Source organism: Pseudomonas fulva NBRC 16637 = DSM 17717, from assembly GCF_000730565.1.
Classification (GTDB): domain Bacteria; phylum Pseudomonadota; class Gammaproteobacteria; order Pseudomonadales; family Pseudomonadaceae; genus Aquipseudomonas; species Aquipseudomonas fulva.
Map to the genome: position 1 here is coordinate 246,121 of NZ_BBIQ01000001.1, position 26,511 is coordinate 272,631.

The 26,511-nt window shown below is 58.4% G+C and carries 25 protein-coding genes; 19 read left to right on the forward strand and 6 right to left on the reverse strand.

The features are described from left to right. Positions 1-179 precede the first annotated feature (179 nt). A complete protein-coding gene (locus tag PFU01S_RS01140; RefSeq protein ID WP_028686743.1) occupies positions 180-746 on the forward strand; it encodes a sugar O-acetyltransferase in 567 nt (188 codons plus the stop codon). On the opposite strand, the gene PFU01S_RS01145 is transcribed toward PFU01S_RS01140, so the two are convergent. After that, complete coding sequence (locus PFU01S_RS01145) at positions 725-1,294, reverse strand: DUF6436 domain-containing protein (RefSeq protein ID WP_028686742.1); 570 nt, start codon at positions 1,292-1,294, stop codon at positions 725-727. The two genes, PFU01S_RS01140 and PFU01S_RS01145, sit on opposite strands and share 22 nt — an antisense overlap. Before the next feature lie 123 nt (positions 1,295-1,417). Here PFU01S_RS01145 and bipL point away from each other — a divergent pair, with 123 nt between their 5' ends. After that, positions 1,418-2,344: a phospholipase BipL gene (gene bipL, locus PFU01S_RS01150; RefSeq protein ID WP_027913454.1), complete on the forward strand. Its 927-nt coding sequence runs from the start codon at positions 1,418-1,420 to the stop codon at positions 2,342-2,344. Here bipL and PFU01S_RS01155 read toward each other — a convergent pair whose 3' ends face one another. Further along, positions 2,345-3,097: a DUF2059 domain-containing protein gene (locus PFU01S_RS01155; RefSeq protein ID WP_027913455.1), complete on the reverse strand. Its 753-nt coding sequence runs from the start codon at positions 3,095-3,097 to the stop codon at positions 2,345-2,347. Positions 3,098-3,217: 120 nt separating this feature from the next. Here PFU01S_RS01155 and PFU01S_RS01160 point away from each other — a divergent pair, with 120 nt between their 5' ends. Continuing rightward, positions 3,218-3,841: a 2OG-Fe(II) oxygenase gene (locus PFU01S_RS01160; protein WP_028686741.1), complete on the forward strand. Its 624-nt coding sequence runs from the start codon at positions 3,218-3,220 to the stop codon at positions 3,839-3,841. Positions 3,842-3,888: 47 nt separating this feature from the next. Here PFU01S_RS01160 and PFU01S_RS01165 read toward each other — a convergent pair whose 3' ends face one another. Together PFU01S_RS01165 and serA are read right to left on the reverse strand one after the other, a co-directional pair. Then, positions 3,889-4,377 carry a substrate-binding periplasmic protein gene (locus PFU01S_RS01165; protein ID WP_027913457.1) on the reverse strand — a complete coding sequence of 163 codons (489 nt, stop codon included), beginning with the start codon at positions 4,375-4,377 and terminating at the stop codon, positions 3,889-3,891. 203 nt (positions 4,378-4,580) lie between these two features. Further along, entirely contained in the window at positions 4,581-5,810 is a 1,230-nt protein-coding gene (gene serA / locus PFU01S_RS01170; RefSeq protein WP_023532441.1) for a phosphoglycerate dehydrogenase, read from the reverse strand. A 171-nt stretch (positions 5,811-5,981) separates the two neighbouring features. Here serA and PFU01S_RS01175 point away from each other — a divergent pair, with 171 nt between their 5' ends. The 4 genes from PFU01S_RS01175 (at position 5,982) to PFU01S_RS01190 (ending at position 10,134) form a co-directional block, all read left to right on the forward strand. Beyond that, positions 5,982-7,379, forward strand: coding sequence for a D-2-hydroxyglutarate dehydrogenase (locus PFU01S_RS01175; protein ID WP_028686740.1), 1,398 nt, complete (start codon positions 5,982-5,984; stop codon positions 7,377-7,379). Positions 7,380-7,403: 24 nt separating this feature from the next. Next, on the forward strand, positions 7,404-8,069 hold the full coding sequence (locus PFU01S_RS01180) for a fumarylacetoacetate hydrolase family protein (RefSeq protein ID WP_028686739.1): 666 nt from the start codon (positions 7,404-7,406) through the stop codon (positions 8,067-8,069). A gap of 162 nt (positions 8,070-8,231) precedes the next feature. Further along, positions 8,232-9,146 (forward strand): SdiA-regulated domain-containing protein, encoded by a 915-nt coding sequence (locus PFU01S_RS01185; RefSeq protein WP_027913460.1) that lies wholly within the window; start codon positions 8,232-8,234, stop codon positions 9,144-9,146. Positions 9,147-9,231: 85 nt separating this feature from the next. Continuing rightward, entirely contained in the window at positions 9,232-10,134 is a 903-nt protein-coding gene (locus tag PFU01S_RS01190) for an SdiA-regulated domain-containing protein (RefSeq protein WP_027913461.1), read from the forward strand. 63 nt (positions 10,135-10,197) lie between these two features. Here the strand turns inward: PFU01S_RS01190 and rpiA are convergent, their stop codons facing one another. Beyond that, positions 10,198-10,872, reverse strand: coding sequence for a ribose-5-phosphate isomerase RpiA (gene rpiA / locus PFU01S_RS01195; protein ID WP_028686738.1), 675 nt, complete (start codon positions 10,870-10,872; stop codon positions 10,198-10,200). Positions 10,873-11,005: 133 nt separating this feature from the next. Between rpiA and ilvA the strand changes: the two genes are divergently transcribed. The 4 genes from ilvA (at position 11,006) to ptsP (ending at position 15,992) form a co-directional block, all read left to right on the forward strand. After that, positions 11,006-12,520: a threonine ammonia-lyase, biosynthetic gene (ilvA, locus tag PFU01S_RS01200; protein ID WP_027913462.1), complete on the forward strand. Its 1,515-nt coding sequence runs from the start codon at positions 11,006-11,008 to the stop codon at positions 12,518-12,520. A 114-nt stretch (positions 12,521-12,634) separates the two neighbouring features. Continuing rightward, entirely contained in the window at positions 12,635-13,060 is a 426-nt protein-coding gene (locus PFU01S_RS01205; RefSeq protein WP_028686737.1) for a DUF2269 family protein, read from the forward strand. 150 nt (positions 13,061-13,210) lie between these two features. Beyond that, positions 13,211-13,690 carry an RNA pyrophosphohydrolase gene (locus PFU01S_RS01210; protein WP_023532670.1) on the forward strand — a complete coding sequence of 160 codons (480 nt, stop codon included), beginning with the start codon at positions 13,211-13,213 and terminating at the stop codon, positions 13,688-13,690. A gap of 22 nt (positions 13,691-13,712) precedes the next feature. Further along, positions 13,713-15,992 carry a phosphoenolpyruvate--protein phosphotransferase gene (gene ptsP / locus PFU01S_RS01215; protein ID WP_027913464.1) on the forward strand — a complete coding sequence of 760 codons (2,280 nt, stop codon included), beginning with the start codon at positions 13,713-13,715 and terminating at the stop codon, positions 15,990-15,992. A 57-nt stretch (positions 15,993-16,049) separates the two neighbouring features. On the opposite strand, the gene PFU01S_RS01220 is transcribed toward ptsP, so the two are convergent. Further along, on the reverse strand, positions 16,050-16,796 hold the full coding sequence (locus PFU01S_RS01220; RefSeq protein ID WP_028686736.1) for an NRDE family protein: 747 nt from the start codon (positions 16,794-16,796) through the stop codon (positions 16,050-16,052). A 127-nt stretch (positions 16,797-16,923) separates the two neighbouring features. On the opposite strand from PFU01S_RS01220, the gene PFU01S_RS01225 reads away from it, so the two are divergent. The 8 genes from PFU01S_RS01225 (at position 16,924) to PFU01S_RS01260 (ending at position 26,425) form a co-directional block, all read left to right on the forward strand. Further along, on the forward strand, positions 16,924-17,706 hold the full coding sequence (locus PFU01S_RS01225) for a sulfite exporter TauE/SafE family protein (RefSeq protein WP_028686735.1): 783 nt from the start codon (positions 16,924-16,926) through the stop codon (positions 17,704-17,706). A 16-nt stretch (positions 17,707-17,722) separates the two neighbouring features. Next, entirely contained in the window at positions 17,723-18,529 is an 807-nt protein-coding gene (gene lgt, locus PFU01S_RS01230) for a prolipoprotein diacylglyceryl transferase (RefSeq protein WP_027913467.1), read from the forward strand. Positions 18,530-18,579: 50 nt separating this feature from the next. Further along, positions 18,580-19,284: a thymidylate synthase gene (locus tag PFU01S_RS01235; RefSeq protein ID WP_081783929.1), complete on the forward strand. Its 705-nt coding sequence runs from the start codon at positions 18,580-18,582 to the stop codon at positions 19,282-19,284. Between the two features lie 87 nt (positions 19,285-19,371). Then, positions 19,372-20,607, forward strand: a complete 1,236-nt coding sequence (locus tag PFU01S_RS01240) for a tyrosine-type recombinase/integrase (RefSeq protein ID WP_028686734.1) — start codon at positions 19,372-19,374, stop codon at positions 20,605-20,607. Then, positions 20,604-22,991, forward strand: coding sequence for a tyrosine-type recombinase/integrase (locus PFU01S_RS01245; protein ID WP_028686733.1), 2,388 nt, complete (start codon positions 20,604-20,606; stop codon positions 22,989-22,991). The genes PFU01S_RS01240 and PFU01S_RS01245 overlap by 4 nt, the downstream gene beginning before the upstream one ends. 3 nt (positions 22,992-22,994) lie before the next feature. Next, positions 22,995-25,082 (forward strand): site-specific integrase, encoded by a 2,088-nt coding sequence (locus PFU01S_RS21370; protein WP_050437984.1) that lies wholly within the window; start codon positions 22,995-22,997, stop codon positions 25,080-25,082. Next, positions 25,083-25,595, forward strand: coding sequence for a helix-turn-helix domain-containing protein (locus PFU01S_RS01255; protein WP_028686731.1), 513 nt, complete (start codon positions 25,083-25,085; stop codon positions 25,593-25,595). Further along, the gene (locus PFU01S_RS01260; RefSeq protein ID WP_028686730.1) at positions 25,592-26,425 is read left to right on the forward strand and encodes a thymidylate synthase; all 834 of its coding nucleotides are present in this window, start codon (positions 25,592-25,594) and stop codon (positions 26,423-26,425) included. The genes PFU01S_RS01255 and PFU01S_RS01260 overlap by 4 nt, the downstream gene beginning before the upstream one ends. Positions 26,426-26,511: the final 86 nt, after the last annotated feature.

Below are 26,511 nucleotides of genomic sequence, written 5' to 3' on the forward strand. Positions count from 1 at the left end.
TAGTGGATGCACACCAGAACGTATCCTTTAGCAAACGCGTTGCCATCGGCGGGTTCTGATAGCGCGCTGCACAGCCGCTGCGGGGTTGAGCAGCACGCCGTTTTCATGCGACGCGTTGGGAAGTCTGGTTCATCGTGAGGTCTGACGATCAGTAGCATAACGAGCCGCCAGGAGTTTCCATGTCCAAAAGCGAAAAACAGAAAATGCTGACAGGCGAGCTGTATCACGCCACGTGCCCCGAGTTGCAAGCCGAACAGGCGGCCAACAAACACTGGATGCACCGCTACAACAACAGCGTGGAGCTGACGGCCCAGGCGCGGCATGCATTGCTGGCAGGGCACCTCGGCCATGCGGGTGAGGGTGTGGTGCTGCGTGCCCCTTTCTATTGCGACTATGGATACAACATCAGCGTGGGCCGCAATACGTTCATGAACTTCAATTGCGTGATCCTTGACGTGCTGCCTGTGCACATCGGCGAGGACTGCCAGATCGGCCCCAATGTGCAGATCTACACGGCCGACCACCCGCTCGACCCGCAGCTGCGGCGCACGGGCCTTGAGAGTGGGCGGCCGGTCAGCATTGGCAATAACGTGTGGATTGGTGGCGGTGCCATCATTCTTCCAGGGGTGTGCATCGGTGATGATGCAGTGGTCGGCGCAGGCAGTGTCGTTACCCGGGATGTTCCGGCAGGGGCGACGGTGGTGGGCAACCCTGCTCGCATACATCAGTCTGCCCAGGGGCAGTAACAGCCGATCGCCAGGGTGTTGGAGGCGCTGACAGGGCGGCCGTCGAGCAGCGCGGTGAGTATGGGCTCGATGAAGCTGTTGGCAGCGTTGCATACCGCGCCTTCGCTGTACGGGCCGAAGTAGGCCAGGTGCCCTTGGCGATCCCAGATGGCTACCGCGGGCGACGCTGGCATATGTTCACTGCCAGGCAGGTTGCTTAGTGGTTCCAGCGCAGCAAGGTCGTCCGGCAGATAGCCCCGTGTGCCGGGTTTGTGCAAGACATGAAAGCTGACGCCCCGGTTCGTGAACTGCTTCATCAGGTCGGCCAGGTGCTGTTGGTTGCCAACGTTACACGGGCAGGTTGGGTCCCAGAAATGCACGACCCGCACGGGTCCGGGGCCGGCCAGTTCGGTAGGTAGCTGTAAGTGCGAGCCGTCGAACAACGTGGCCTGGTTGTCGAACGGGCGTAAATAGCGGACCTGGAAGGTCGTGTACGCCTGCCAGATGATGACCGTCCCGGCCACGACGCCGAGCATCATGCTCAGCCATTTGAGAGTTCGCAGGTTCATGAAAGGCCGATTGCTGCTCCCACGGGCAGTGGGAGGTGGGTTGCTGGTACGGCCAGCTTGCCACGGCGCGTCGATGAGCTGAATATCTCAGGTCAATACTTGCTTCACGCCGGACCCACCAAAATGCCTGCAAGCTTCCATCCAGACCTCCTGCGCACAAGCCTGGCCCCGCTGAATGCGCGTAAGCCGCTGTGCACCCATGCGAAGGCCTACCAACGCTTCTATGGGCTCGATCTGCCTGTCCACAGCTGGCTTGGGCAGTTTGCGGTTGCCGGATTCGAGGTGGTTGCGCAGGTGTGGTGTCCACAGCAGCCCAAGGCTACCTTGCTGCTGTTGCACGGGTACTACGACCACATGGGCTTGTACAGGCATCTGGTGGCATGGGCATTGAAGCGCGGTTATGCCGTTGTCAGCTGCGATTTACCCGGCCACGGCCTGTCTAGCGGCGAACGCGCCAGCATCGATGATTTCGCGATCTACCAGCAGGTACTTGAGTGCCTGTTCGAACAGACGCGCAGCTTGCAGCTGCCTCATCCATGGCACCTGTGCGGGCAGAGCACAGGTGGGGCCATTGCCGTGGATCACCTGCTGCACAACCCACAGACAAGCCCCATCGATGGGCAGGTATTGCTGCTTGCCCCATTGGTACGCCCCTGTGCCTGGCGCTGGTCGAAGCTCAGCTATCACGTGTTGCGCCACTTCGTGAACGGCATCGAGCGGCGTTTCACCGAAAACAGCACAGACCCTGCGTTTCTACCGTTTCTTGAAGCTGATCCGCTTCAGCCCAGGCGATTACCAACGGCATGGGTTGGCGCACTGATCGATTGGATCACACGCATCGAGGCGGCGCCCGTCAGTACCCGGCAGCCCTTGATTGTGCAAGGAGAGGCCGATGGCACGGTTGACTGGCCTTACAACCTTCAGGTGCTGAGGGCTAAGTTCGCGCAGCCGCAGGTCATGATGCTACCCGGGGCCCGACATCATCTTGCCAACGAACTGCCTGCCATTCGACAGCGCTATTTCGACTTCATCGACCAGCACTTGGGTTGATCAATTCAGCTCGCCGGTACTTTGGCCAACCGCCAGGCCGGCGCGAATGGCTGCCAGCGCAGCTCGATAGTAGGCTTTGCCGTCGTTGGATTCGGCAAAGGTTGCAAACGCTTCGAGTTCTGCGTCCGTGAGGTCACGGTATACATACAGCAGGGTGTTGTTCAGGTCCTGGCCGATCTGCTTCATAAGGCGTTGGCGCTGGCCGTCGAGCAGACCTTGGGCCTGCCCACCGCCCAACAACCCCGGAATCATCGAGCTCAGGCTGTCGGCAGCCATGCCGGCAATGGCAAGGCTCACCTCGGCCCCTGCCTCACGGGCGGGTAGCGCCTGGGCCAGGTGCCCAATGATCAGCATGCGATCATCGCTGGCCTGAATCTTCGGGAGCCCATCGGCGTTCTTGGCCAACTCATCCTTGCGGGTAGCCCGCAATTCGGCCGCGACGATCTTGCGCCCTAGCGGCGACTGGAAAAAGGCCAGCGCCGGTGATGGATTGGGCAGTGCCGAGCGCAGTTGCGCCAGTGCACGGCGGTCCACGGCCTGGGCCTGGAAGCGCTGGTTGCTGTTGCTCACCAGCGCCTGGTAAACGGCAGGTGGCAAGCTGTTGCGGTAGCGCTGCTGGGCGGCGTTCAAGGCGTCGGTGAAATGGGCGCGTTGCTCGGGCCAGCCAGCGGTCTTGTACAGCTGATCCAGGCTATCTGCCCAGACAGGCAACGTGCAGCTCATCAGCAGAATCAGGGAAAACAGACGGCGCATTCAGGACTCCTGTCGGCAGAGGGCTATTGTCTGTGGGGCAGCGCCGGTTTGTCGAGATATCCACGCGCTTCTCAGCCAAGTGGCGCTGTGCGCCGACGGGGCGAATGGATATGATGCGCCATGCACATTTCCCCCCAACACCCAATGCTTGCGGCCGTCGTCGACGATTTGGCCACCCATGGCTGGTCCCAGCAGGCACTGTTTCTGCCGGCGGACCTGGTCGGCGCGCTGGCAAACGAATGCCGACGCCGTTATGCCGAAGGGGAGCTCAACCCCGCAGGGATTGGACGGGGGCCTTCCCAAGAGGTGCGCGAGGCCATCCGTGGGGATCAGATCCAGTGGATCGATCCAGGCCAGGCGCACGCCTGCGACCAGTACCTGGCAGCCATGGACCAACTGCGCCTGGCAATCAACCAAGGGCTCTTCCTGGGCCTGGAAGACTTCGAATGCCACTTTGCGCTTTACCCACCCGGCGCTTTCTACAAACGGCATTTTGACCGTTTTCGCGATGACGACCGGCGCATGGTTTCGGCCGTGTTCTACCTGAACGATGACTGGACGCCCGCAGACGGTGGACAGTTGCGCATGTTCCTGGCCGATGGGGTGGAGCACGATGTTCAGCCCGTCGCGGGGTGCCTGGTGGTCTTCCTGTCCGGCGAAGTCCCTCATGAGGTGCTGCCGGCCGGTCGCGAGCGCCTGTCATTGACTGGCTGGTTCAGGCGCCGTGGCAATGATCCCTTCTGAGCGGGCGAGCATGCTGATCAGCACCTGCCACGGTTGACTGCGGCACGCTACCGAGTCGCTGCGGCCTGCTGCTCGTCGGCAAGCCACTTGTGTTCCAGTTCGGCCGTACGCCCGCTGTCCTTCAGGCGTTGCAGCGCGTTGTTCACGGCGCTTTCGAAGGCTGGGTTGTCCTTCTGGAACGGCACCACCAGCTGTTGCTTGCCAAAAGGCTGGCTGGTGTCGAGCGGGCTATCGCCTTGCGGTATTGCCGTGACAGGCAGCAACGCGATGTCGTATTTACCACTTTCAACGCCGGGCAGGGTTTGCGCCTCGGGTGCTTCGACGAACTCCACGCGCAGGTCGAGCTCCGAGGCCAGGGCCTGGCCGAACTCCACATCGAACCCTGTCAGGTGGTCATCCTGCTTGAAGGCGTATGGTGCGTTGTCACTCTGCACAGCGATGCGCAGTTCACCGCGATCGGCGATTTCGTCCATCAGCTCTGCCTGAGCCAATGGGCTGATCAGTACTGCCAGCAGTACCCCTATGGTCGAACGCATGAATGCCCCTTTTCGTTTAGCGAATGAATAACCGTCGCCACGGCTTTATTCCTCGCCATGGTCGAGCGCAGCCTATGACCCTGAAGTCGCGGCATCGTTTGACGTGCAGCCTGGTTTTTTTGTGCTCCCCGTCCGCCGCTGTGGTGGCCCCATAACGAAAAGGGAGGCCACCTGGGCCTCCCTTGATTCACGCTGGCCGCAAGTTAGAACAGTACGCGCGAGCGGATGGTGCCCTTGACCTGTTGCAGCTTCTCCTGCGCAAGGTCCGAGTATTCGGCGTCGACGTCGATCACCACATAGCCCACTTTCTCGTTGGTCTGCAGGAACTGACCCGAGATGTTAATGCCGTTTTCGGCAAATACCTTGTTGATTTCGCTGAGAACACCCGGGATGTTTTCGTGGATGTGCAGCAGGCGGTGCTTGCCAGGGTGAGCAGGCAGGGCCACTTCCGGGAAGTTGACCGACGACACGGAGGTCCCGTTGTCGCTGTACTTGACCAGCTTTTCGGCCACTTCCAGGCCGATGTTGGCCTGAGCCTCGGCAGTGGAACCGCCGATGTGCGGCGTCAGGATCACGTTGTCCAGGCCGCGCAGCGGGCTTTCGAACTCTTCATCGTTGGAGCGTGGCTCGACCGGGAACACGTCGATGGCAGCGCCGATCAGGTGCTTGTCCTTGATGGCTGCGGCCAGGTGATCAAGTTCGACCACGGTACCGCGGGCAGCGTTGATCAGGATGGAGCCCTTCTTCATCGCTCGGATTTCCTTCTCGCCGATCATCCACTGGGTAGATGGCAGCTCAGGCACATGCAGCGAGACGATATCGGCCAAGCCGAGCAATTCGTGCAGGTTGGTCACCTGGACAGCATTGCCCAGCGGCAGCTTGGTCAGCGGATCGAAGAAGTACACCTGCATGCCCAGGCTTTCGGCCAGTACAGACAGTTGGGTACCGATGGAGCCGTAACCGACGATGCCCAGTTTCTTGCCGCGAATCTCGAAGGAGTTGGCTGCGCTCTTGATCCAGCCGCCACGATGGCACGAGGCATTTTTTTCCGGAATGCCGCGCAGCAGCAGAATGGCTTCGGCCAGTACCAGCTCGGCTACCGAACGGGTGTTGGAGTACGGCGCGTTGAACACCGCGATACCGCGCTGACGGGCCGCTTCCAGGTCAACCTGGTTGGTACCGATGCAGAAGCAACCGACGGCGACCAGTTTCTTGGCGCAGTCGAAGATTTCTTCGGTCAACTGGGTGCGTGAGCGGATGCCGATGAAATGGGCGTCGGCGATCTTTTCCTTCAACTCTGCTTCGGGCAACGAACCAGTGAGGTATTCGATGTTGGTGTAGCCGGCAGCCGTCAGGGTATCGACCGCGTTCTGGTGTACACCTTCAAGAAGAAGGAACCGGATCTTGCTCTTGTCGAGAGAAGTCTTGCTCATCTGCGTAAACCTGTATCCCGGAGAAAAGTGGCGAGGGTGATGCCAGGCGCCCGTGGGCAGCTCTAGCATGAACAGCGGGGGCGCTATGCTAGCATACGCGACACAATCTGAGCTTATCCCGACAGGTGAAGAGTGCTCAGGGTGACCATGAATAAAGCGAGAGTTCAGGCGATGACCCAGCCCGCTGCATTGGATGAGTTGATGACCCTGGTCGACCCCGGCAAGGTGTTGACCGACCCCGAGTCCCTGCAAGCCTATGGTAAGGACTGGACGCGCTATTACCCGCCTGCGCCCAGCGCCATCGTCCTGCCCCGGACGATCGAACAGGTGCAGGCCATCGTGCGCTGGGCCAATGCCCATCGTGTGGCGCTCGTGCCTTCCGGGGGGCGTACCGGATTGTCCGCGGGCGCCGTGGCCGCCAGCGGGGAGGTGGTCGTCGCCTTCGATTACATGAACCGCATCCTGGATTTCAACGCCTTCGACCGCACCGTGGTCTGCCAGCCAGGGGTCATTACCCAGCAGGTACAGGCGTTCGCCGAGGAGCAGGGCCTGTATTACCCAGTGGACTTTGCCTCCAGTGGCTCCAGCCAGATAGGCGGTAACATCGGTACCAATGCCGGTGGCATCAAGGTGATCCGCTACGGCATGACCCGCAACTGGGTTGCGGGCCTCAAGGTGGTCACCGGCAGCGGCGAGTTGCTGGAATTGAACAAGGGCCTGATCAAGAACGCCACCGGCTACGACCTGCGCCAGCTGTTCATTGGCGCCGAAGGTACGCTGGGGTTCGTGGTCGAGGCCACCCTGCGCCTGGACCGTGCACCGCGCAACCTCACCGCCATGGTGTTGGGCACACCTGATTTCGACTCGATCATGCCGGTACTTCACGCGTTTCAGGGCAAATTGGACCTGACGGCGTTCGAGTTTTTCTCCGACAAGGGCCTGGCCAAGATCCTGGCGCGCGGTGACGTGCCTGCGCCCTTCGAAACGCCATGCCCGTTCTATGCCTTGCTGGAGTTCGAGGCCGGCACCGAAGCGGTGGCCAACGAAGCCTTGGCCACCTTCGAACACTGTGTCGAGCAAGGTTGGGTGCTCGATGGCGTGATGAGCCAGAGCCAGACGCAGCTGAAGAATTTGTGGAAGCTACGCGAATACCTGTCCGAAACCATTTCGCACTGGACGCCGTATAAAAACGACATTTCCGTGACCGTCTCGAAAGTGCCGGCCTTCCTGCGCGACATCGACGCCGTCGTCCAGGCGCATTACCCGCACTACGAGGTGATCTGGTACGGGCATATCGGCGACGGCAACCTGCACCTGAACATCCTCAAACCCGAGCACATGAGCAAGGATGACTTCTTCGCATCCTGCACCGAGGTCAATAAGTGGGTGTTCGAGATCGTCCAGCGCTACGACGGTTCGATCTCCGCCGAGCACGGTGTGGGCATGACCAAGCGCGACTACCTGGGCTACAGCCGTTCCCCTGAAGAAATCGCCTGCATGAAGGCGATCAAGGCGGTGTTCGACCCTGCGGGCATCATGAATCCGGGTAAGATCTTCGCACCTGAATAAAAAGCGGTATCCAGAGGAGTGGCCATGAACTACCAGCACCAGTATGCAGACGGCACGCGCATTCATTTTCCACTGGGCAAGGTGGTATGCATCGGGCGTAACTACGCCGAACATGCCAAGGAGCTGGACAATCCCATTCCGACCGAACCCCTCCTGTTCATCAAACCGGGCAGTTGCGTGGTGCCGGCCGAGGGCGGGTTCAAGATTCCTGCCGACCGCGGGTCGGTGCATTACGAGGTGGAAATCGCGGTATTGCTGGGCAAGTCACTGTCCACACGGCCGAGCCAGGAAGAGGTGCTCGATGCCATTTCTGGCTTCGCGCCGGCCTTGGACCTGACCCTGCGGGACGTGCAGGCCAAGCTCAAGGAAAAGGGCTTGCCTTGGGAGTTGGCCAAGTGTTTCGACGGCGCCTGCGTGTTGCCGCCCTTCGTGTCTGCCGCCAGCTTCGAAGACATCACGGCCATCCCGGTGCGCCTGACGGTAAACGGCGAAGTCCGCCAGGACGGCTCCAGTGCAATGATGCTCAACCCGATCGTGCCGATGATCCAGCACATGGCTGCGCAGTTTTCGCTGCAGGCCGGCGACGTCATCCTGACCGGCACACCAGCAGGCGTAGGCCCCTTCAACGTGGGCGATGACGTGGTTCTGGAGCTGCCAGGGGTTAGCCGTTTCGAGAGCCGGGTGCTCTAAGCCGGTACCCACTCGGCTTTTCGCGGATGATCCGCCTTGGCCACGGCAGCGGTCAGGCGGCCCACCTCCGCGTCATCTGCGAATGCCCGGGCGGGTTGACTGTTTTTTCACACGTCTTCTGGATAATGCGCGGACCTTTGCTTCTTTCCCCAGGACGCCTCGATGCAATCAAACGCCCCTGCCTCCTTCAAGCGCCCGTTCTACCTGCGCTGGCCGTTCGGCTTGGCCGTGGGCGTGGTGATTACCTATGGCGTGGCCTTCGCCATGCATTGGGACGATCGGGCAGCATTGTGGATCAAGGAAGGTTTCGAAAGCACGGCCGAGCGCAGTGAAAGCGTGTGGCTGCCGGACTACACGGTGGATATCGATGCCAAGCCCTTGCCGGCAATGGCCGACTACGAGGCATCGGACCTCGCGTACAACCCCAGTACGCGTACGCTATTCGCTGTCATGGGCAAGCAACCCTTCCTCACCGAGCTGAACCTGGACGGCGACGTACTGCGCAACATTCCCCTTAATGGCTGGGCAAACCCGGAAGGCGTCACGGTCATGGACGGCGGCTACCTGGCAATCACGGACGAGCGGCTGCATGACCTGACGGTGGTGAAAGTCGATGCCACCACTACCGTGCTCAACCATGCGGACTTCCTCAGCCACGACCTAGGGGAGTCGCCAAACGGAAACAAGGGCTATGAGGCCGTGGTGTGGGATGCGTCGAAGCAGCGGCTGGTCATCGGCGAGGAGCGGCCGCCGCGCCTTTACGAATGGAAGTCCAATGGGCAAGGCCAACTGACGGGCGAGAAAACGCCGCTGCCCAGTGATTCGCTCGACCTGCGAAACCTGTCGGCGTTGGGCATTGACCCGCGAACGGGGCACCTGCTGGCGCTGTCTGCCGACTCCAACATGCTGCTGGAACTGGACGAGCAGGGTGAGCAGGTCAGCTTCATGACGTTGCTGGGGGGCTTCAATGGCCTGCAGCACACCATTCCTCGGGCCGAAGGTGTGGCAATGGATGACCAGGGCACCCTGTACATGGTCAGCGAACCGGCATTGTTCTACCGCTTTACCAAAGGCTAGGTTTTTCTGCTATTTACATGATGGCATTAAGCTTTATTTCAGTTGTTTGTGGTTAGATTCGCCATCCTTCGTCGAGTCTGCCTTCATGCACCGTTATCTGCGTCTGTCACTGGTTCCTGTCGTTCTAGGTCTGCTGTTGCTGGGCTGGGTCGGGCAGGAATTTCGTCTGTTCGAACGTGCCTGGTTCAACCTCACCACGTGGTGGCAGCCGGCGGAGCAAAGCATTGGCTTGAATCGCTATCAGGTGGTGGTCGAAGGGCGGCCGATCGAAGGGCTGGATGACGATGTCTCGGCGCTGACCTACGACCCTGACCGCAAGAGCCTGTTCACCGTGACCAACGCCCGCTCGGAGCTGATCGAGCTGTCGCTGGACGGGCGAATCCTGCGGCGCATCGCGTTGCACGGTTTCGGTGATCCCGAGGCGGTGGAGTACATCGGTCCCAACAGCTACGTGATTACCGACGAGCGCCAGCAGCGGCTGATCCGTGTGCGGCTCACCGACGACACCTTGTCCCTGGACGCTACTCAGGCCGAGCAATTGACCTTGGGCATCGGCCTCAACGGTAACAAGGGTTTCGAGGGGCTGGCCTTCGACTCGGTGGGCAAGCGGCTGTTCGTGGCCAAGGAGCGCGACCCGATGCTCATCTATGAAGTGCACGGGTTTCCTCATGACGATCCGCAACAACCCTATGCCGTGAACGTTGTCCAGGACCGAAAGCGCGATTCGCGCCTGTTCGTGCGCGACCTGTCGAGCCTGCAGTTCGACGAGCGCAGTGGGCACCTGCTGGCGCTGTCGGATGAATCACGCCTGGTCCTGGAGCTGGATGTGCAAGGGCGGCCACTGAGCACCTTGTCATTGCGCAAGGGGTTCCAGGGGCTCAAAGCGACAGTCCCGCAGGCGGAGGGCATTGCGATGGACGAGACCGGGACCATTTACATGGTCAGTGAGCCGAACCTGTTCTACGTATTCAAGCAGCCGGCGCCATGACCATGTCGGCGCTCGGCAAGCCCCGGACGGCGCAACCGTACCCGGGCATGCCGGCTTGTATGGTTACTCGGCCTTCAGGCTCTTCACGCCGTCGGCAGTCCCCAACAGCAGCAGGTCGGCAGGCCGTGCGGCGAACAGGCCATTGGTGACCACGCCCACGATGGCATTGATCTGGGCTTCCAGCTCCACCGGGTTGGTGATCTGCAGGTTATACACGTCGAGGATCACGTTGCCGTTGTCCGTGACCACGCCCTCACGGTAGACCGGGTCACCGCCCAGCTTGACCAACTGGCGAGCGACGTGGCTGCGCGCCATCGGGATCACCTCCACCGGCAACGGGAAGTTGCCCAGAACCGGTACCAGCTTGCTGCCATCGGCGATGCAGATGAACGTCTTGGCCACGGCGGCAACGATCTTTTCCCGAGTCAGGGCCGCGCCGCCCCCCTTGATCAGGTTCAGGTGCTCGTCGCTTTCATCGGCGCCGTCCACATAGAACTCCAGCTCGGTGACGCTGTTGAGCTCGTAGACCGGGATGCCATGCCCCTTGAGACGCTGGGCCGTGGCTTCGGAGCTGGCGACCGCGCCGTCGAAGGCCGTCTTGTGCTGCGCCAGGGCGTCGATGAAGAAATTGGCGGTCGAGCCGGTGCCAACGCCAACGACGCTTTTGTCATCGAGCTTGGGCAGAATGAAGTCGACGGCAGCCTGGGCAACGGCCTGTTTGAGTTGGTCCTGGGTCATGCGGGCTCCGAGAGGGGGCAGGGCGGATGTAAAGGCGACCAGTATAACGGCAAGCGCGGCTTGGCTGTGGTCGTCCGACATAACGCTGGGGTAGACTCCGAGCCCTTGTCCCGCGGCCAGTGATGCTTTCCCGATGCTCGAACAGTACGTCAAGAAGATCCTCACCTCGCGCGTCTATGACGTTGCCGTCGAAACCCCCTTGCACAGCGCCGGGCAGTTGAGCAAACGCCTGGGCAACCAGATTCTGCTCAAGCGCGAGGACCTGCAGCCGGTGTTCTCGTTCAAGATCCGCGGGGCCTACAACAAGCTGGCGCAGTTGACCGCAGAAGAGCTGGCTCGCGGTGTGGTCACCGCGTCGGCAGGCAACCATGCCCAGGGGCTGGCCCTTGCTGCGCGGGAAATGGGCATCAAGGCCACCATCGTGATGCCCAAGACCACACCTGAAATCAAGATCGAAGGTGTGCGCTCGCGCGGCGGCAAAGTGGTCCTTCACGGTGACTCGTTCCCCGAGGCATTGGCGTATTCGCTGAAACTGGTCGATGAAAAAGGCTTCGTCTACATCCATCCCTACGATGATCCGCACACCATCGCGGGCCAGGGCACCGTGGCCATGGAAATCCTGCGCCAGCACCCTGGTCGGCTGGACGCCATTTTCGTGCCGGTCGGCGGCGGCGGTCTGATCGCCGGCATCGCCGCCTACGTGAAGTACCTGCGCCCCGAAATCAAGGTGATTGGCGTTGAACCGGACGACTCCAATTGCCTGCAGGCCGCCATGGCCGCTGGTGAGCGGGTGGTGCTGCCGCAGGTAGGGTTGTTTGCCGACGGCGTGGCGGTGGCCCAGATTGGCCAGCATACCTTCGACATCTGCCGCCAGTACGTGGACGAAGTCATCACCGTCAGCACCGACGAAATCTGCGCGGCGATCAAGGACATCTACGACGATACCCGTTCGATCACCGAGCCTGCGGGGGCACTGGGGGTGGCGGGTATCAAGCGTTACGTGGAGATGTACGGGGTCAGCGGCCAGACCCTCGTCGCCATCGATTCCGGGGCGAACGTCAATTTCGACCGCCTGCGCCATGTCGCGGAGCGGGCAGAGCTGGGTGAAAAGCGCGAAGCTATCATCGCGGTCACCATCCCGGAGCGCCCCGGTAGCTTCAAGGCCTTCTGCGAAGCGGTGGGCAAGCGCCAGATCACCGAATTCAACTACCGCAAACACACCTCCGATGAAGCGCACATCTTCGTGGGCGTGCAGACCCATCCGGAAAACGACCCCCGCGCGGCATTGGTGCAGCAGTTGATCGACCAGGGCTTCCCGGTCACGGACCTTACCGACAATGAGCTGGCCAAATTGCACATTCGCCACATGGTGGGCGGGCACTCGGCCGGGGCGAGCGATGAAATGGTGCTGCGTTTCGAATTCCCCGAGCGGCCAGGGGCACTGTTCAACTTCCTCGACAAGCTGGGCGGGCGCTGGAACATCTCGATGTTCCACTACCGTAACCATGGCGCGGCAGATGGCCGTGTGGTGGCGGGGCTGCAGGTCCCTGAGGACGAGCGCCACCTTGTGCCGGCCGCGCTGGCGCAGATTGGCTATCCCTACTGGGATGAAACCCAGAACCCGGCCTACACGTTGTTCCTTGGCTGAACGGCTAAGCTCTTACCCACGGGGGGGCGCCGCTTCGCAGTGAACAGGCGGCGCAGCCTGGCGGCCTTGCTCGCTCGCAGCCCCCTGTAACGCAACCAGCCCAGGACGAGTGACATGGAACACCTCAACACCCTCAAAGCCTTGCACGTGATCGGCACCGCATTGTTGTTGCTGGGTGCTCTGGGCTTGGCGATCTGGACGATGCGCGCCCGCCGGCAGGGTGGCGGGACGGTGTATGGCAGGTTGATGCAGCGGCCTCTGGTCTTCGTCTGGTTGGTGATGGGTATCAGCCTGATCAGCATGCCGTTCACCGGTTGGTGGCTGGTGCACCTGGTGGGTTGGCCGCTGGGTCAGACCTGGCTACTGGCGTCGAGTGCGCTGTATACCGTGGGCGCGTTGGCCTGGGTATGGCTTGTGGTGCGCCTGAATCGGCTGCGCAGGACACCTGCACAGGGTGCTCGGCTAACACTGGCGTTGGCCGTGTTCAGTGCCGTGTGCCTGCTGTCCATCGCCGGATTGATGGGCGCCAAGCCCGTCTGATCCTCGCCAAGGTATCCACCGATTGCCTGTCGGCAAAGCCTGGTTCACAGACTTGCATAGCGCTGACGGTATATAAGCACCGCAGGCGCGTTGCTGCGCTCGCAGGCTTTGTGGAACAATGCGGTGACATGCGTTTGCGAGGTTGCTGCCGTGATCGACCCGGATGGTTTTCGCCCCAATGTCGGGATCATTCTCACGAATGATGCCGGGCAGGTGCTATGGGCTCGACGGATCAACCAGGATGCCTGGCAATTTCCACAGGGCGGTATCAACCCTGACGAGACGCCAGAAGACGCCCTGTACCGCGAGCTGAACGAAGAAGTTGGCCTTGAACGCGATGATGTGGAAATTCTTGCCTGCACCCGTGGTTGGTTGCGTTATCGTTTACCCCAGCGACTGGTGCGCACCCACAGCCAACCGTTGTGCATCGGCCAGAAACAGAAGTGGTTCCTGCTGCGTCTGATCAGCAATGAACAACGGGTGCGTATGGACCTGACCGGCAAGCCGGAGTTCGATGGCTGGCGCTGGGTGAGCTACTGGTACCCGCTGGGCCAGGTTGTGACATTCAAGCGCGAGGTCTATCGGCGCGCCCTGAAAGAGCTAGCACCGCGTCTTCTGACGCGCGACTGACGACGGAGTTCGACCCCGAGCCATGCTCAATACGCTGCGCAAGATCGTCCAGGAAGTGAACTCCGCCAAAGATCTCAAGTCGGCGTTGGGGATCATTGTCTTGCGTGTCAAAGAGGCCATGGCCAGCCAGGTCTGTTCGGTCTACCTGCTGGACCCGGAAACCAACCGGTTCGTATTGATGGCCACCGAGGGGTTGAACAAGCGTTCGATCGGCAAGGTCAGCATGGCCCCCAACGAAGGACTGGTCGGGCTGGTGGGCACCCGCGAAGAACCCCTGAACCTCGAAGATGCCGCCGCACACCCGCGCTACAGGTACTTCGCCGAGACCGGCGAGGAACGCTTCGCTTCCTTCCTGGGCGCCCCGATCATCCACCACCGCCGCGTGGTGGGGGTCCTGGTCATTCAGCAGCGCGAGCGTCGCCAGTTCGACGAAGGCGAAGAGGCCTTCCTGGTGACCATGAGTGCGCAATTGGCGGGGGTGATCGCCCATGCCGAGGCCACTGGCTCGATTCGCGGCCTGGGTCGCCAGGGCAAGGGTATTCAGGAGGCGCGGTTCGTTGGTGTGCCTGGCTCGCCTGGTGCTGCCGTAGGGCGGGCGGTGGTGATGCTGCCACCGGCCGACCTGGAAGTGGTCCCGGACAAGACGGTCGAGGACATCGACGCCGAACTGCACCTGTTCCATGCGGCCCTCGAAGGTGTGCGCGCCGACATGCGCAAGCTGTCGGCCAAGCTGGCCACCCAACTGCGCCCCGAAGAGCGGGCGTTGTTCGATGTCTACCTGATGATGCTCGAGGACGCTGCCCTGGGCGGCGAGGTGCGGGAGGTCATCAAGACCGGCCAATGGGCGCAGGGCGCCCTGCGCCAGGTGGTGGGCGAGCACGTCAACCGCTTCGAACTGATGGACGACGATTACCTGCGCGAGCGGGCCTCCGACGTCAAGGACCTAGGCCGACGCTTGCTCGCCTACCTGCAACAGGCCCGCTCGCAGTCGCTGGTGTATGCCGACAACACCATTCTGGTCAGCGAAGAGCTGACCCCGGCCATGCTGGGCGAAGTGCCCGAAGGCAAGCTGGTGGGCCTGGTCTCGGTATTGGGCTCGGGCAACTCGCACGTGGCCATTCTGGCCCGCGCCATGGGTATTCCGACCGTGATGGGCCTGGTCGACCTGCCTTATTCGAAGGTCGATGGCATCGAGCTGATCGTCGATGGCTACAAAGGGGAGGTCTTCACCAACCCAAGCGATGTGCTGCGCAAACAGTACAGCGACGTGGTCGAGGAAGAGCGCCAGCTGGCACAGGGCCTGGACGCCTTGCGCGAGCTGCCCTGCGTGACCCCTGACGGGCACCGCATGCCGCTGTGGGTCAATACCGGCCTACTGGCCGATGTCGCTCGCGCCCAGCAGCGTGGCGCCGAAGGGGTAGGCCTGTACCGCACCGAAGTGCCGTTCATGATCAACCAGCGCTTCCCCAGCGAAAAAGAGCAGTTGGCGATTTACCGCGAACAGCTGGCGGCTTTCCATCCACTGCCCGTGACCATGCGCACACTGGACATCGGCGGCGACAAGGCGCTGTCCTACTTTCCGATCAAGGAAGAAAACCCCTTCCTGGGCTGGCGTGGCATTCGCGTCACGCTCGATCATCCCGAGATTTTCCTGGTGCAGACGCGGGCCATGCTCAAGGCCAGCGAAGGCTTGAACAACCTGCGGATTCTGCTGCCGATGATTTCCGGCGTTCAAGAACTCGAGGAAGCGCTGCACCTGATTCACCGTGCCTGGGGCGAGGTGCGCGACGAAGGCACCGATGTACCGATGCCGCCGGTGGGCGTGATGGTGGAAATCCCGGCCGCGGTGTACCAGACCCGTGAACTGGCGCGACAGGTGGACTTCCTGTCAGTGGGGTCCAATGACCTGACCCAGTACCTGCTGGCTGTGGACCGTAACAATCCTCGGGTAGCCGACCTCTACGATTACCTGCATCCAGCCGTGCTGCAGGCGGTCAACACCGTGGTCCGCGATGCTCATGCCGAAGGCAAACCGGTAAGTATCTGCGGCGAAATGGCGGGCGACCCGGCAGCTGCCATCCTGCTCATGGCCATGGGCTTCGACAGCCTGTCGATGAACGCCACCAACCTGCCGAAGGTGAAGTGGATGCTGCGCCAGGTGAACATGAGCAAGGCTAAAGAGCTGCTGCAAGAGGCGCTGAGCCATGACAACCCGCAGGTCATCCACAGCTCGCTGCAGCTGGCGCTGAAGAACCTGGGGCTTGCACGAATGATCGGGCCCGGGGCCAACAAGCCGCTCTGAGCGCCATGTGTACCGGCGCCTAGTGAGTTGACCTGCATACAAGGTCGGCCTGGGTGATCAAACCGAGAGTTTCACCTCCCCGAGAAGGGATCCGAACGGGCCGAAGCTGCGTTCGATGAACTGCCTTTGGCCTCGATTATCGACAATCAGCACGGTACTGGCGCGTGTGCCGTAGTGCTGACTGGCGATGAACGCGCTCGACAACAGTTTCTCGGTGGCCAGGCCCACGCCTGTTTCCGGCAACAGGGCGTCGACCACAGGCTCGTCATCTGCCAACAGTCCCAATAGTCGGTCAGGGGCTGGTTTTTCCAACAACTCCGCCAGGCGGCTGCGCGCCTTGACCAGCTTCGGCCACGGGGTATCAAGCTGCGCATTGGAAAGCCCGTACACGCCCGCCTCAAGCAGACGTGGCACTGCTTCCCTGGCATTGACGTACCCCAGAGCATGCTGATCGCCAATGAGCAGGTTGAAGCCTGAATACTGGTCGGCTCGGCTTGCCACCTGATTCAGATAAGTTTCTACGGTTTGCTCACCCTTCAGAAAAGCGGCCACCAACTCGCCACGCGAATGCGATCCCAGTGGCTGTCTGGGGTCACGGATATTGGTCAACGCGGCGAACCTTCCCTGTGGGCCGACTCCCAGCCAAGTCCCGCCAGCCTCCAGGTCTCTGCCCGCGTACACCTGCGGTGCGTCTTCCCACGGTGCCAACGCCAGGGTAGGGCGGGCATAGAATTCATCACGGTTGGCTGCCACGATCAACGGCAGGGCATGCCCTGGCCGCCAGGCGAACACGATCAGGCACATTTTTCCGGTCCTGTGTTTTCTTCCACTGTACCCAGGCAGCGCGGCAGATCCAACCTGACACAGACTTCACTAGAGCCGCGAACCCAGCTTCCGTTACCATGCCGGATTGATTTCTCGGGGAAGCCGAATGGAATTCGTGCTCTATCTGGTCTTGGGTGCATGTGCGGGGGTGCTGGCTGGCCTGTTTGGCGTGGGCGGGGGCATCATCATCGTGCCTGTGCTCGTGGTCAGCTTCACGTTGCAGGGCTTTGACGCTTCGGTGTTGACGCACCTTGCGGTAGGCACCTCCCTGGCCTCCATCGTCTTCACCTCCATCAACGCCGTGCTCGAGCATCACCGCAAAGGCGCGGTGCAATGGCCGATCTTTGCCTGGATGACCCTGGGGATCCTGCTGGGTGCCGGTGTCGGGGCCAAGACGGCGTCGCTGATCCAGGGGCCCATGCTGCAGAAGATCATCGGCGTCTTTGCCTTGGTGATTGCCGCGCAGATGGCACTGGACCTCAAGCCCAAGGCCAGCCGCGGTGTGCCCGGCAAGGCTGCACGGGTGGCAGCGGGGGGCGTGATCGGCTGGGCCTCGGCCATTTTTGGCATCGGCGGCGGCTCGCTGACCGTGCCCTTCCTGACCTGGCGCAGCCTGCCCATGCAGCAGGCCGTGGCAACGTCGTCAGCGTGTGGCCTGCCCATTGCGATCGCCAGTGCAGTGGGGTTCATGGTGCTGGGCTGGCATGAACCCCAGTTGCCGCCGCACAGCGTGGGTTACGTCTACCTGCCGGCGATGGTCGGCATCGCCGTGACCAGCATGTTTTTCGCACGTTACGGGGCGCGGTTGGCTCACAGACTGTCACCGCGCCTGTTGAAGCGCCTGTTTGCGGCCCTGTTGTTCTGTGTAGGCCTGAGCTTTCTGATTTGAATCGAGAGGATGTTAAATGCTGCCTTACCCGCAGATAGACCCCGTGGCACTGGCCATCGGACCGCTGAAAATCCATTGGTACGGCCTGATGTACCTGATCGGCATTGGCGGGGCCTGGTTGCTGGCCACCCGCCGCCTCAACCGGTTCGACCCTACCTGGAGCCGCGAAAAGCTCTCCGACCTGGTCTTCTGGCTGTCGATGGGGGTGATCGTGGGAGGGCGGCTGGGCTATGTGCTGTTCTACGACCTGCACGCGTACCTGGCCAACCCGACGCTGATCTTCGAGGTCTGGAAAGGCGGCATGTCGTTCCACGGCGGTTTCATTGGCGTGATGCTCGCTGCATTGTGGTTCGGCAAGCGCCACAACAAGTCGTTCTTCGAACTCATGGACTTCGTCGCCCCGCTGGTGCCGATCGGCCTGGGTGCCGGGCGTATCGGCAATTTCATCAATGCCGAGCTGTGGGGCAAGCCGACCGATGTGCCATGGGCGATGGTCTTCCCACCGTTCAGCGACCCGGCCCAGTTGCCGCGCCACCCTTCGCAGCTGTATCAGTTCGCCCTCGAAGGCGTGGCACTGTTCGTGATTCTCTGGCTGTACTCGCGCAAACCTCGGCCCACCATGGCCGTTTCCGGAATGTTCGCGTTGTTCTACGGTATTTTCCGTTTCATCGTCGAGTTCGTGAGAGTTCCGGATGCCCAGCTCGGTTACCTGGCCTGGGGATGGCTGACCATGGGTCAGATTCTGTGCATCCCCATGATCGTGGCTGGCCTTGCGCTCATCTGGTGGGCTTATAATCGCAAGCCTACGGCGACACCCGCCTGATCACTCTCCCGGCAGGGGCGATCCCCCTGCCGTCTAGCTACAGGTAAGCCATGAAACAGTATCTGGACCTGGTCCGCGACGTTATCGAAAACGGCACGTTGCAGGAAAACCGTACCGGCATCCGCACCATCAGCCTGCCAGGGGCGATGCTGCGCTTCGACCTGCAGAAGGGGTTCCCCGCCATCACCACGCGCAAGCTGGCGTTCAAGTCGGCGATCGGCGAAATGGTAGGTTTCCTGCGCGGGGTTCGCAACGCCGGCCAATTCCGTGAGTTGGGTTGCAAGGTCTGGGACCAGAACGCCAACGAAAACGCCCAGTGGTTGGCCAACCCGTTCCGCCAGGGCCATGACGACCTGGGCGAGATCTACGGGGTCCAGTGGCGGCAGTGGCCGGGCTACAAGCGCATCCCCCTGAGCAATCGAGCCGCGATCGAGATGGCGGAGAAGGCCGGGTTCCGTCAGATTGCCCAGGATGAAGAGGATGGCGTGGCGTTTGTCATCCTGTACAAAGCCATCGATCAGGTCCGTCAGTGCCTGGACACCATCGCAAACGACCCTGGCAGCCGGCGCATCCTGTTCCATGGCTGGAACTGCGCCCAGCTCGATGAAATGGTCTTGCCGCCTTGCCATCTGCTGTACCAGTTCCACCCCAACGTGACAACGCGCGAGCTCTCGCTGACGCTTTATATCCGTTCCAACGATCTTGGCCTTTTATCTGACGCAGCTAATAACGCACAGTACGTGCTAGCAGCGTAAAAAATTTGCCTTTCTCCCGACTTTATCTTGACCTTGACAAGCTGCACATTCTGCATAGGATGAGCGGCCTTCAAAAGGGGGTAGTCGGTGAAGGTTGTAGTCACACAAAATCAAATGATCGACCTGGGCGGGTCGATGCTCAACGAGGACGGGCCACACGCAGCAGGCCTGGCATCCGTGACGGCGGTGGGGCTTTTTGACTCAGAGGAGAGGCTCGTTCCGCTTGTAAGTGAGTACCTCACCCAAGCTATTAAAACCGCGAATCTCTCCTTTCCTTCTGCTCAAACATATGGGCGGAATATCGGGTACTTGCTCGAGAACCTTAAAGGGACTACCACATTCCAACATTCTTCATGGGATGAAATTCTTCTCAATGTAAGCCAACAGGGAATTGCCAGATACTTCATTCATCTACGCGAGGTTGAAGGTTTATCGTCGGTAACTATCCGAAACAGAGATGGTTGTTACGCTGCCCTATTCAACGACTTCTTGTGTGTTGGTCGTAATCATCAACCCGCTCTGCGAAAAGATAATCCATATGCTGCTGGATTCATTTCTCCGCCGCCGAAGAAAAAACTGATTGAGCCCTGTTCGCTCAAAGATCTGAAGTCCCTCATTCTGAGCACTGATAGTGAGCGAGAGCGGGTTCTCTTGCAGTCAATTTTTGACGCGGGTCTTCGTCGGAGCGAGGTTGGCAGGATTACTCTTGGGGCGGTGAACAAGGCCCTCGATTTCTCCCGCGCTAATTTCATCGGTGAAAATGATATTGAGTGGATACATCCCGATTATTGCCCACTTTTCATCGAAGGCAGCAAAGGACGCGGGCAAGAGCTGAAAGAGCGATATGCAATCGTGAGTAAGTCTACGCTTGAGCGTATTAAGCGCTATCACGCTACTCCGTTGTACCGAAAATACGCGAGACAGTATGAGTCCGCCGATGTTACTCCCTGCTTTTTCAACTCAGAGGGATCGCCATTCAATGCAGATGCGGTCAGTAAATTGCTTGAGCGGATCTCGGAGCGCGCACTAAAAGGCAAGCGGCTAGCTCGCAGTATCTCTCCGCACAAGCTTCGGCATGGACATGGATACGAAATCATGACCAGCCCTGATTTGGGTGAGACCTATTTGGATAATCTGATCGCGGCTCAATTGTCTTTGGGGCATAGCAGCAGCACCACTACCGAACGGCACTACCTACAGCTTCCTCAAGAAGTGTTTCGCGTCTGCCATTCCTATAATGGAAAGGTTGCAACTAAGGCAAGTAGCATGGCAGCTCTCGTTGCCGAGACCGCGCTCAAGATTCGTTTGGGAGATAAAAAATGAGTATTTATGAGCGCGCCACCGGAAGCTCACGGATTTATAGCTGGCTAAAGGAGCTGGAAGAGAACCCGCTTAGCTGCTACGAAGTAGAACTCAGCGACAATGACAGCGGGATGTACGCCCCGCTCATGTTGAGCGCCTCTTATATTGCCAGCAAAGATCTTGACCCGTCGCTTGAAGTCTTTGAGCTGGCGGAGCAGAAGCTCATCTTGGATATGTGCATCAGTGGCGCAATCCAGCACGGTGAATCTGCTGCTGGGTGCAATTGGCGCCTCAAAGTTTTAGGTTGGTACAAAAGCCTTCCTGAGGAGGACAAACGCAAGCTCCCTATTTTCGGCAACAAGCTGAGCTTGAGGCGTGGTCTTACTTTGATACCAGGCCTGGAAGGAATCCAGGCCCATATCACTCGTTACCCGAGTGTCGCCAGCGCGTACGATGAAATCAACCAAGACCTCCAGCGTCTGGGGGTAATTTCCAGCGACTATCAAACCGTCAAAGAGCGGCGCGAAAATCAAGAAGAATTCATCCCAGAGGAATCCATCCTCGTTGATTTCAAGCGGCTACGAATGAAAGAGTTCGTAACTTTGGCCGACCTTGAAGCAGCCTCAGAGGGCAAGCCATTCAATGATCTCAAGCATGCCTTTGCAATTGCATCGTTGAAAACGGCGAGTGATTCGGGCGAGCGGAATTACCTCGATGCGTTCAACCTAGTGTCGCGTTTTTTCCTTGAGCGTGGACTCATCGGAAGCGAGCCCATTGCTGCCACCTTGGATGCGTTCATCCTTCCTCGTATCTACAGCCATCTGGAGCAGATGATTGTCCGTGGAGAATGCTCCCCGACCTTTGCCAATACCTTGCTCAGTGCGCTCCGCAAAACTCTCACCGTCATCAAGAACCTTAAGGGCTATGCTGGCCCTGACTTTGTCAACTGTCAGGGATTTGATGCTGACCGAGTAACGGATCAGTATCGTCCGTATACAAGTTCCGAGCGTCGGCGGATCGCCGCATGCGTAGATGAAGACATCTTGCGCAACAACGCGCTCGCGCAGCCATATCAGTTATCCGGTGTTGGTGAGGATCCTGTCGGCTCCAATGGCCAAGTGAAAAAGGGATTCGGTACGCTCGACAATGCCCGGTGGATTTTCGAAAACAAACTGAACTGCAGTGTGGTAGGTACGAGATCGAGAACTAGGGGTGATTCATACACTGATGCGTTCTGGGGCATCGTTAGTCGTTCTGGTGTAGGCCTGCGTGAGCTCCTAGAGAGCTGGGGTACGCATTATGTTATCGACTCCCAAGTTATCGCACCGTATGCGATTAAATTGGGGCAAATAACGGGTCTTAATGCGGACTCGCTAAAATATCTGAATTTAGACGACTTCGAGCCGCAGCATGAGCTGACCGGGCGTGCCTGCTTGAAATATTGGAAGGAGCGCTCAGGGGGTGGAAAGGTGATGCCCGTTGATCTCTTTGATGCGGATATCACCTGGCTCACCACTTCTCAGGCTGAAGCGGTAGCGAAAGTCTTCAAGGACGTGGAGGCACTCACCGCGCGGTTCCGTGGCGCTGCGCCTGAGAAAGCGAGAAACAGCCTATTCATCTGGCAATCGAGTTCGCCCGGCGCTTTCCTTGAGGTTAAGTCGTTTACTACGGGTAAGAACGGGTTCGTAACGGTCGTTTTCAACAGTTATGCGCAGCGAAAAGGCATCCCAAGCGATGAAGGCACCCCGCTGAACCTTACCCCCGCACGCCTACGTCCGAGTTTCATCAGCGAGCTGGTTGAGCGTGGTGTGCCGATTCGTGAAATCCAGCTGATTCTGGGCCACAAACACATCAAGACCACCCAGGCATACCTCGATCGGATGGATTTCAACACCATTGCCCGTGCCAAGCTAGATGTGGCGCTACGGCAGATTCACGACCGTGCGGTTGAGGCAGCAGATCTGACTATTGCGCCTATGCCGAACGGGACACAATCCTCAAATCTCATCGAGGTCGTACAGCTCGATGCTCCAGTGGTGGTGTTCAAGACGCCATTGGCAAGCTGCAAGAATATCTTCAACCCCCCAGATTTCATCAAAAGGTTGAACACTTACGTACCTGGGCGGCCATGTTCCATGTACAACATGTGCTTGGGCTGTGAGAACGTCCTGCTCACTGCTTCCAACCTGCCTGAGCTATTTGCCATGGAGCGGGATTATCGAAAACTTGCTGAGGTCAGCCGAGTGATGGATACCCCTTATGGGCATGTAGTGCATGAGAATTTGTCGCTGCTCGAAAGTATCCTTGGTGACAAATCTGATTTTACTGCTGAAGAGCTTGCCGAAGGTCGTCGTCTCGCTGAGTTCGTAGATACAACTATTCTTATTGATGGCGTGGGGTTGTAATTTGTGGAACAGGTCGAATTTGCATCTCTGCTGTCTTTCGCCAAGTATCGAGAGTCCGTATCTACGATTTTGCTTCAGTTGAAATCAGGTGATGATGGTGCCGCTTCGGGTGAAGCTCTGAAATTTCTGAATTATATTCAGTCATTACAAGTATCCAAGATTTCCGCCTTTGTTTCGCCGGTCTGGGACTTCAATGCGGACTATCCTAATGCATCGCGGCATGTTCGCGGAGCGAAGCTGCAAATGGACTTCACAAAGTACCCGAGTATTCCTGAATTTGCGATGCTTGAGTTGCGAACTGCCTTCATGCTTATTTTGAAGGGGGTTAGTGGAGTGCCGGAGGAAGGAAGTTTCATGCGAGTTTCAAAGGCGCTTCCAAAACCTAATACAGTGATAGCTAGATTCGAGGCTGGATTACGATTCTTAGATAAAATCTATTCGGCTGCAGTTCAAGAGTTGGGGTGGGAACATGTTGAACGCGAATTACTGTCGGTTTACATGCTGCCTTCTCACTTGTATGAAGAAGCTGCGAAAGAATTTGAATATGTCTTTGATAATGCTTTGGAAGTTTTTTTTAAAGGACTTCGCTCTGGATATCTCGTAGAGAATGTCTTTGGTTCCAGCTTGCCCGTTGTAAATCTTTCAACGCTCAAATGGAAGCTTCTTGGTAAAGCTAAACGTCCTGAGGGAGAGAAGAAAAAGAAGCGACAGGTGCTTCCAAACGACGTCTTTGAAGTATCCTCGCGCGCTTCCTCGCTGGCCATTGTCGATTTTCTTGATGCTATGGGTGAAAGGGTTGTCGATACTCTTACTTTGAATCGCCGCAACTCGGAAAAGCAATTATTAAGCCGAACATATGGATTGTGTCCGCTCAAATTCAACGTGTATGTTTATAAGCGTCTTGAGTACAAAGGGTTTCCTAAGAGTGAAGTCTCCAAAGTGGTTGGCGGTGCGCTTTTTGATTCAAGCTATTACTTTTTTACAGACGCTCTAGATGCGGTGAAGATGTATTCTGAAGATACTGGCTCAAAGATTGACGATGGGTTTAGGTATTATTTGAATTATGTTAACTACGCTTGTATGTACGTCATTGGTCAATATACTGGCATGCGCCCTTCCGAATATGCCGAGCTTTTGGCGAGTTCCTGTCTGATATTTGATGGCACTTACTGGTTGTTGAGAAGCAATGTCAGTAAGCATGAAGATAGTCTAGTTGAACTGTTTGACGACTTCTGGTTGGCGATTCCGATTGTTCGCGATGCCGTGCGTGTTGCTCAGTTACTTGCCAAATATAAGAATAACGATTTCATTTTTTCGAACGTCGACACGGTGCCCTTTGGCAAGCTGGGTCAGCCGCTGGGTGGTGCCGGCTCCAAGGAGACACTAGATAAATTCTTCAAGAAGGTTCTGACTCCTGAGCAGTTCTCCGACCTCGACTTCAATGCTTATATGATGCGGCACACGCTCGCCTATCAGCTGTACCGTGCGGATGTGGGCCTTCCCTTCATCTCTCACCAGCTGAAGCATTTCGGCGAAATCGTAGGGGTGGGCCATTCTGAGAGGGGTTTCAGTAAGACAACGCTGGGATACGGCGAGATCGCTGACATGCTGACGAAAAACGGTGGCAAAGGCGTCAGTGGCAAGTCCTTCCGCCATGACGCCGAGGTTGAAAGCATCAAGCAGCGATTCGACCCTGATGGCAGTTATGCCGGTGTGAACGCTGCAGCGCACAAGGAGCGTCTGCAGAGGGTATTCAAAGGGTACATGGCATCCGGGCACACCAAGGACGATATCTTCGAGGCCATGGCTGAACAGCACATCGCAGTCATCAGCGTGGGCCAGGGCTTCTGCTACGGGGGCGGGCCCATGGAGTTCGATGAATCGATCCCCTGCATCGGTGGGCTTCGCTGCAACCCTAACCGCTGCCAAAATGCTGTCGTCAGCAAGGCCAACGCCCCTGCTTGGCGCGATGTGTATTATCAAAACAAGAAGCTGTTGGGAAACCCGGAGTACGCCCATCTGCATGCGCAAAGCAAAGCTGCAATGGAAGAGGCCTACGGTGTTCTTGAGCTGCTGGGTGAGGAACTCTAAATGACTGATTCCCACGCTTTCGACCAGAAAAACAAAGAAGATTTTGATCGGTATTCTGAGCTGCTTGCTCAAGCGCTTCTGGACATCGCGGCAAATGACTCACTGAAAGCCACAGCAGCTGAATTGAGCCGGCTAACGGGTATTCACCGCAATACCATCAGGCAGCGTGTATGGCCTTTGGAGCGGCTTGAGACCATCAAAGAAAATCGGCGCATTGAGGTTCTACGTCAACAGGTAACAAAAAAGAAACCAGTTGATCCTGTTACGCTCCTGACTGAGAAGTTGGAGAACGCAAGGCTTGAAATTTTGCATTGGTTTACCAAAGCCAAGGATGCTGAAAAAGAGCATCAAAATAGCGAAGTAAAATATTTTAACATGATGAAATCCCGTGATACTTATCAGAACCTTCTAGCGGATGCTAACCGGCGGGTCTTGGACTCGCAGAAGGAAATTGATAGACTCAAGCAGGTGATCAGTATCCTGGAAGCTGCCCAGGCGGAGAAAATTTCATGAAAAGCTACCTGGAACTACTGACTGATGTTCTAGAAAATGGTGCGATCAAAGGTGATCGTACTGGCACTGGTACTGTGAGTGTCTTTGGCCGTCAGTTTCGCCATGACTTGTCCAAAGGCTTTCCTTTACTTACAACTAAAAAGTTACACTTCAAAAGTATTGTTAATGAGCTGATTTGGTTCCTTAATGGTGATACCAATATCAAGTGGCTCAATGAGAATGGTGTCAAGATCTGGAATGAGTGGGCCACTGAAGACGGTGACCTCGGCCCGGTCTATGGCAAGCAATGGACAGCCTGGCCTACCAAAGACGGCAAAACGATCAACCAGATCGACTATGTCGTTAATGCCTTGAAGACGAACCCTAATAGTCGTCGAATCTTGTTCCATGGGTGGAACGTTGAGTTCCTGCCTGATGAGAAGGTGAGCCCGAAAGAGAACGCCAAAAACGGCAAGATGGCGCTGCCTCCGTGCCACCTGCTATATCAGTTCTATGTTGTGAACAACAAGCTGTCCTCGCACCTATTCATCCGTTCGTCCGACAGCTTCCTCGGGTTGCCCTACAATACGGCGTCCTTGGCGTGCCTGACCCATATGCTGGCTCAGCAGTGCGACCTGGATGTGGGTGAGATTGTGATCTCTTTGAGTGACGTCCACATCTACTCCAATCACATGGAGCAGGTGAAAACTCAAATCGCACGTGAGCCTAAGCAGCTGCCTGAGCTGAAGCTGCTGCGCAAGCCGGCTTCGATCTACGATTACAAGTTCGAGGATTTCGAGCTTGTTGGCTACGATCCGCACCCTCACATCGCGGCAGCCGTCTCGGTCTGATTGACCTGGCATACGATTACCGGCCCTATGGGTCGGTTGTCGTGTTCAGCTCACTCTCCGCCGACAGTACAACTCCGGGAGCCTAC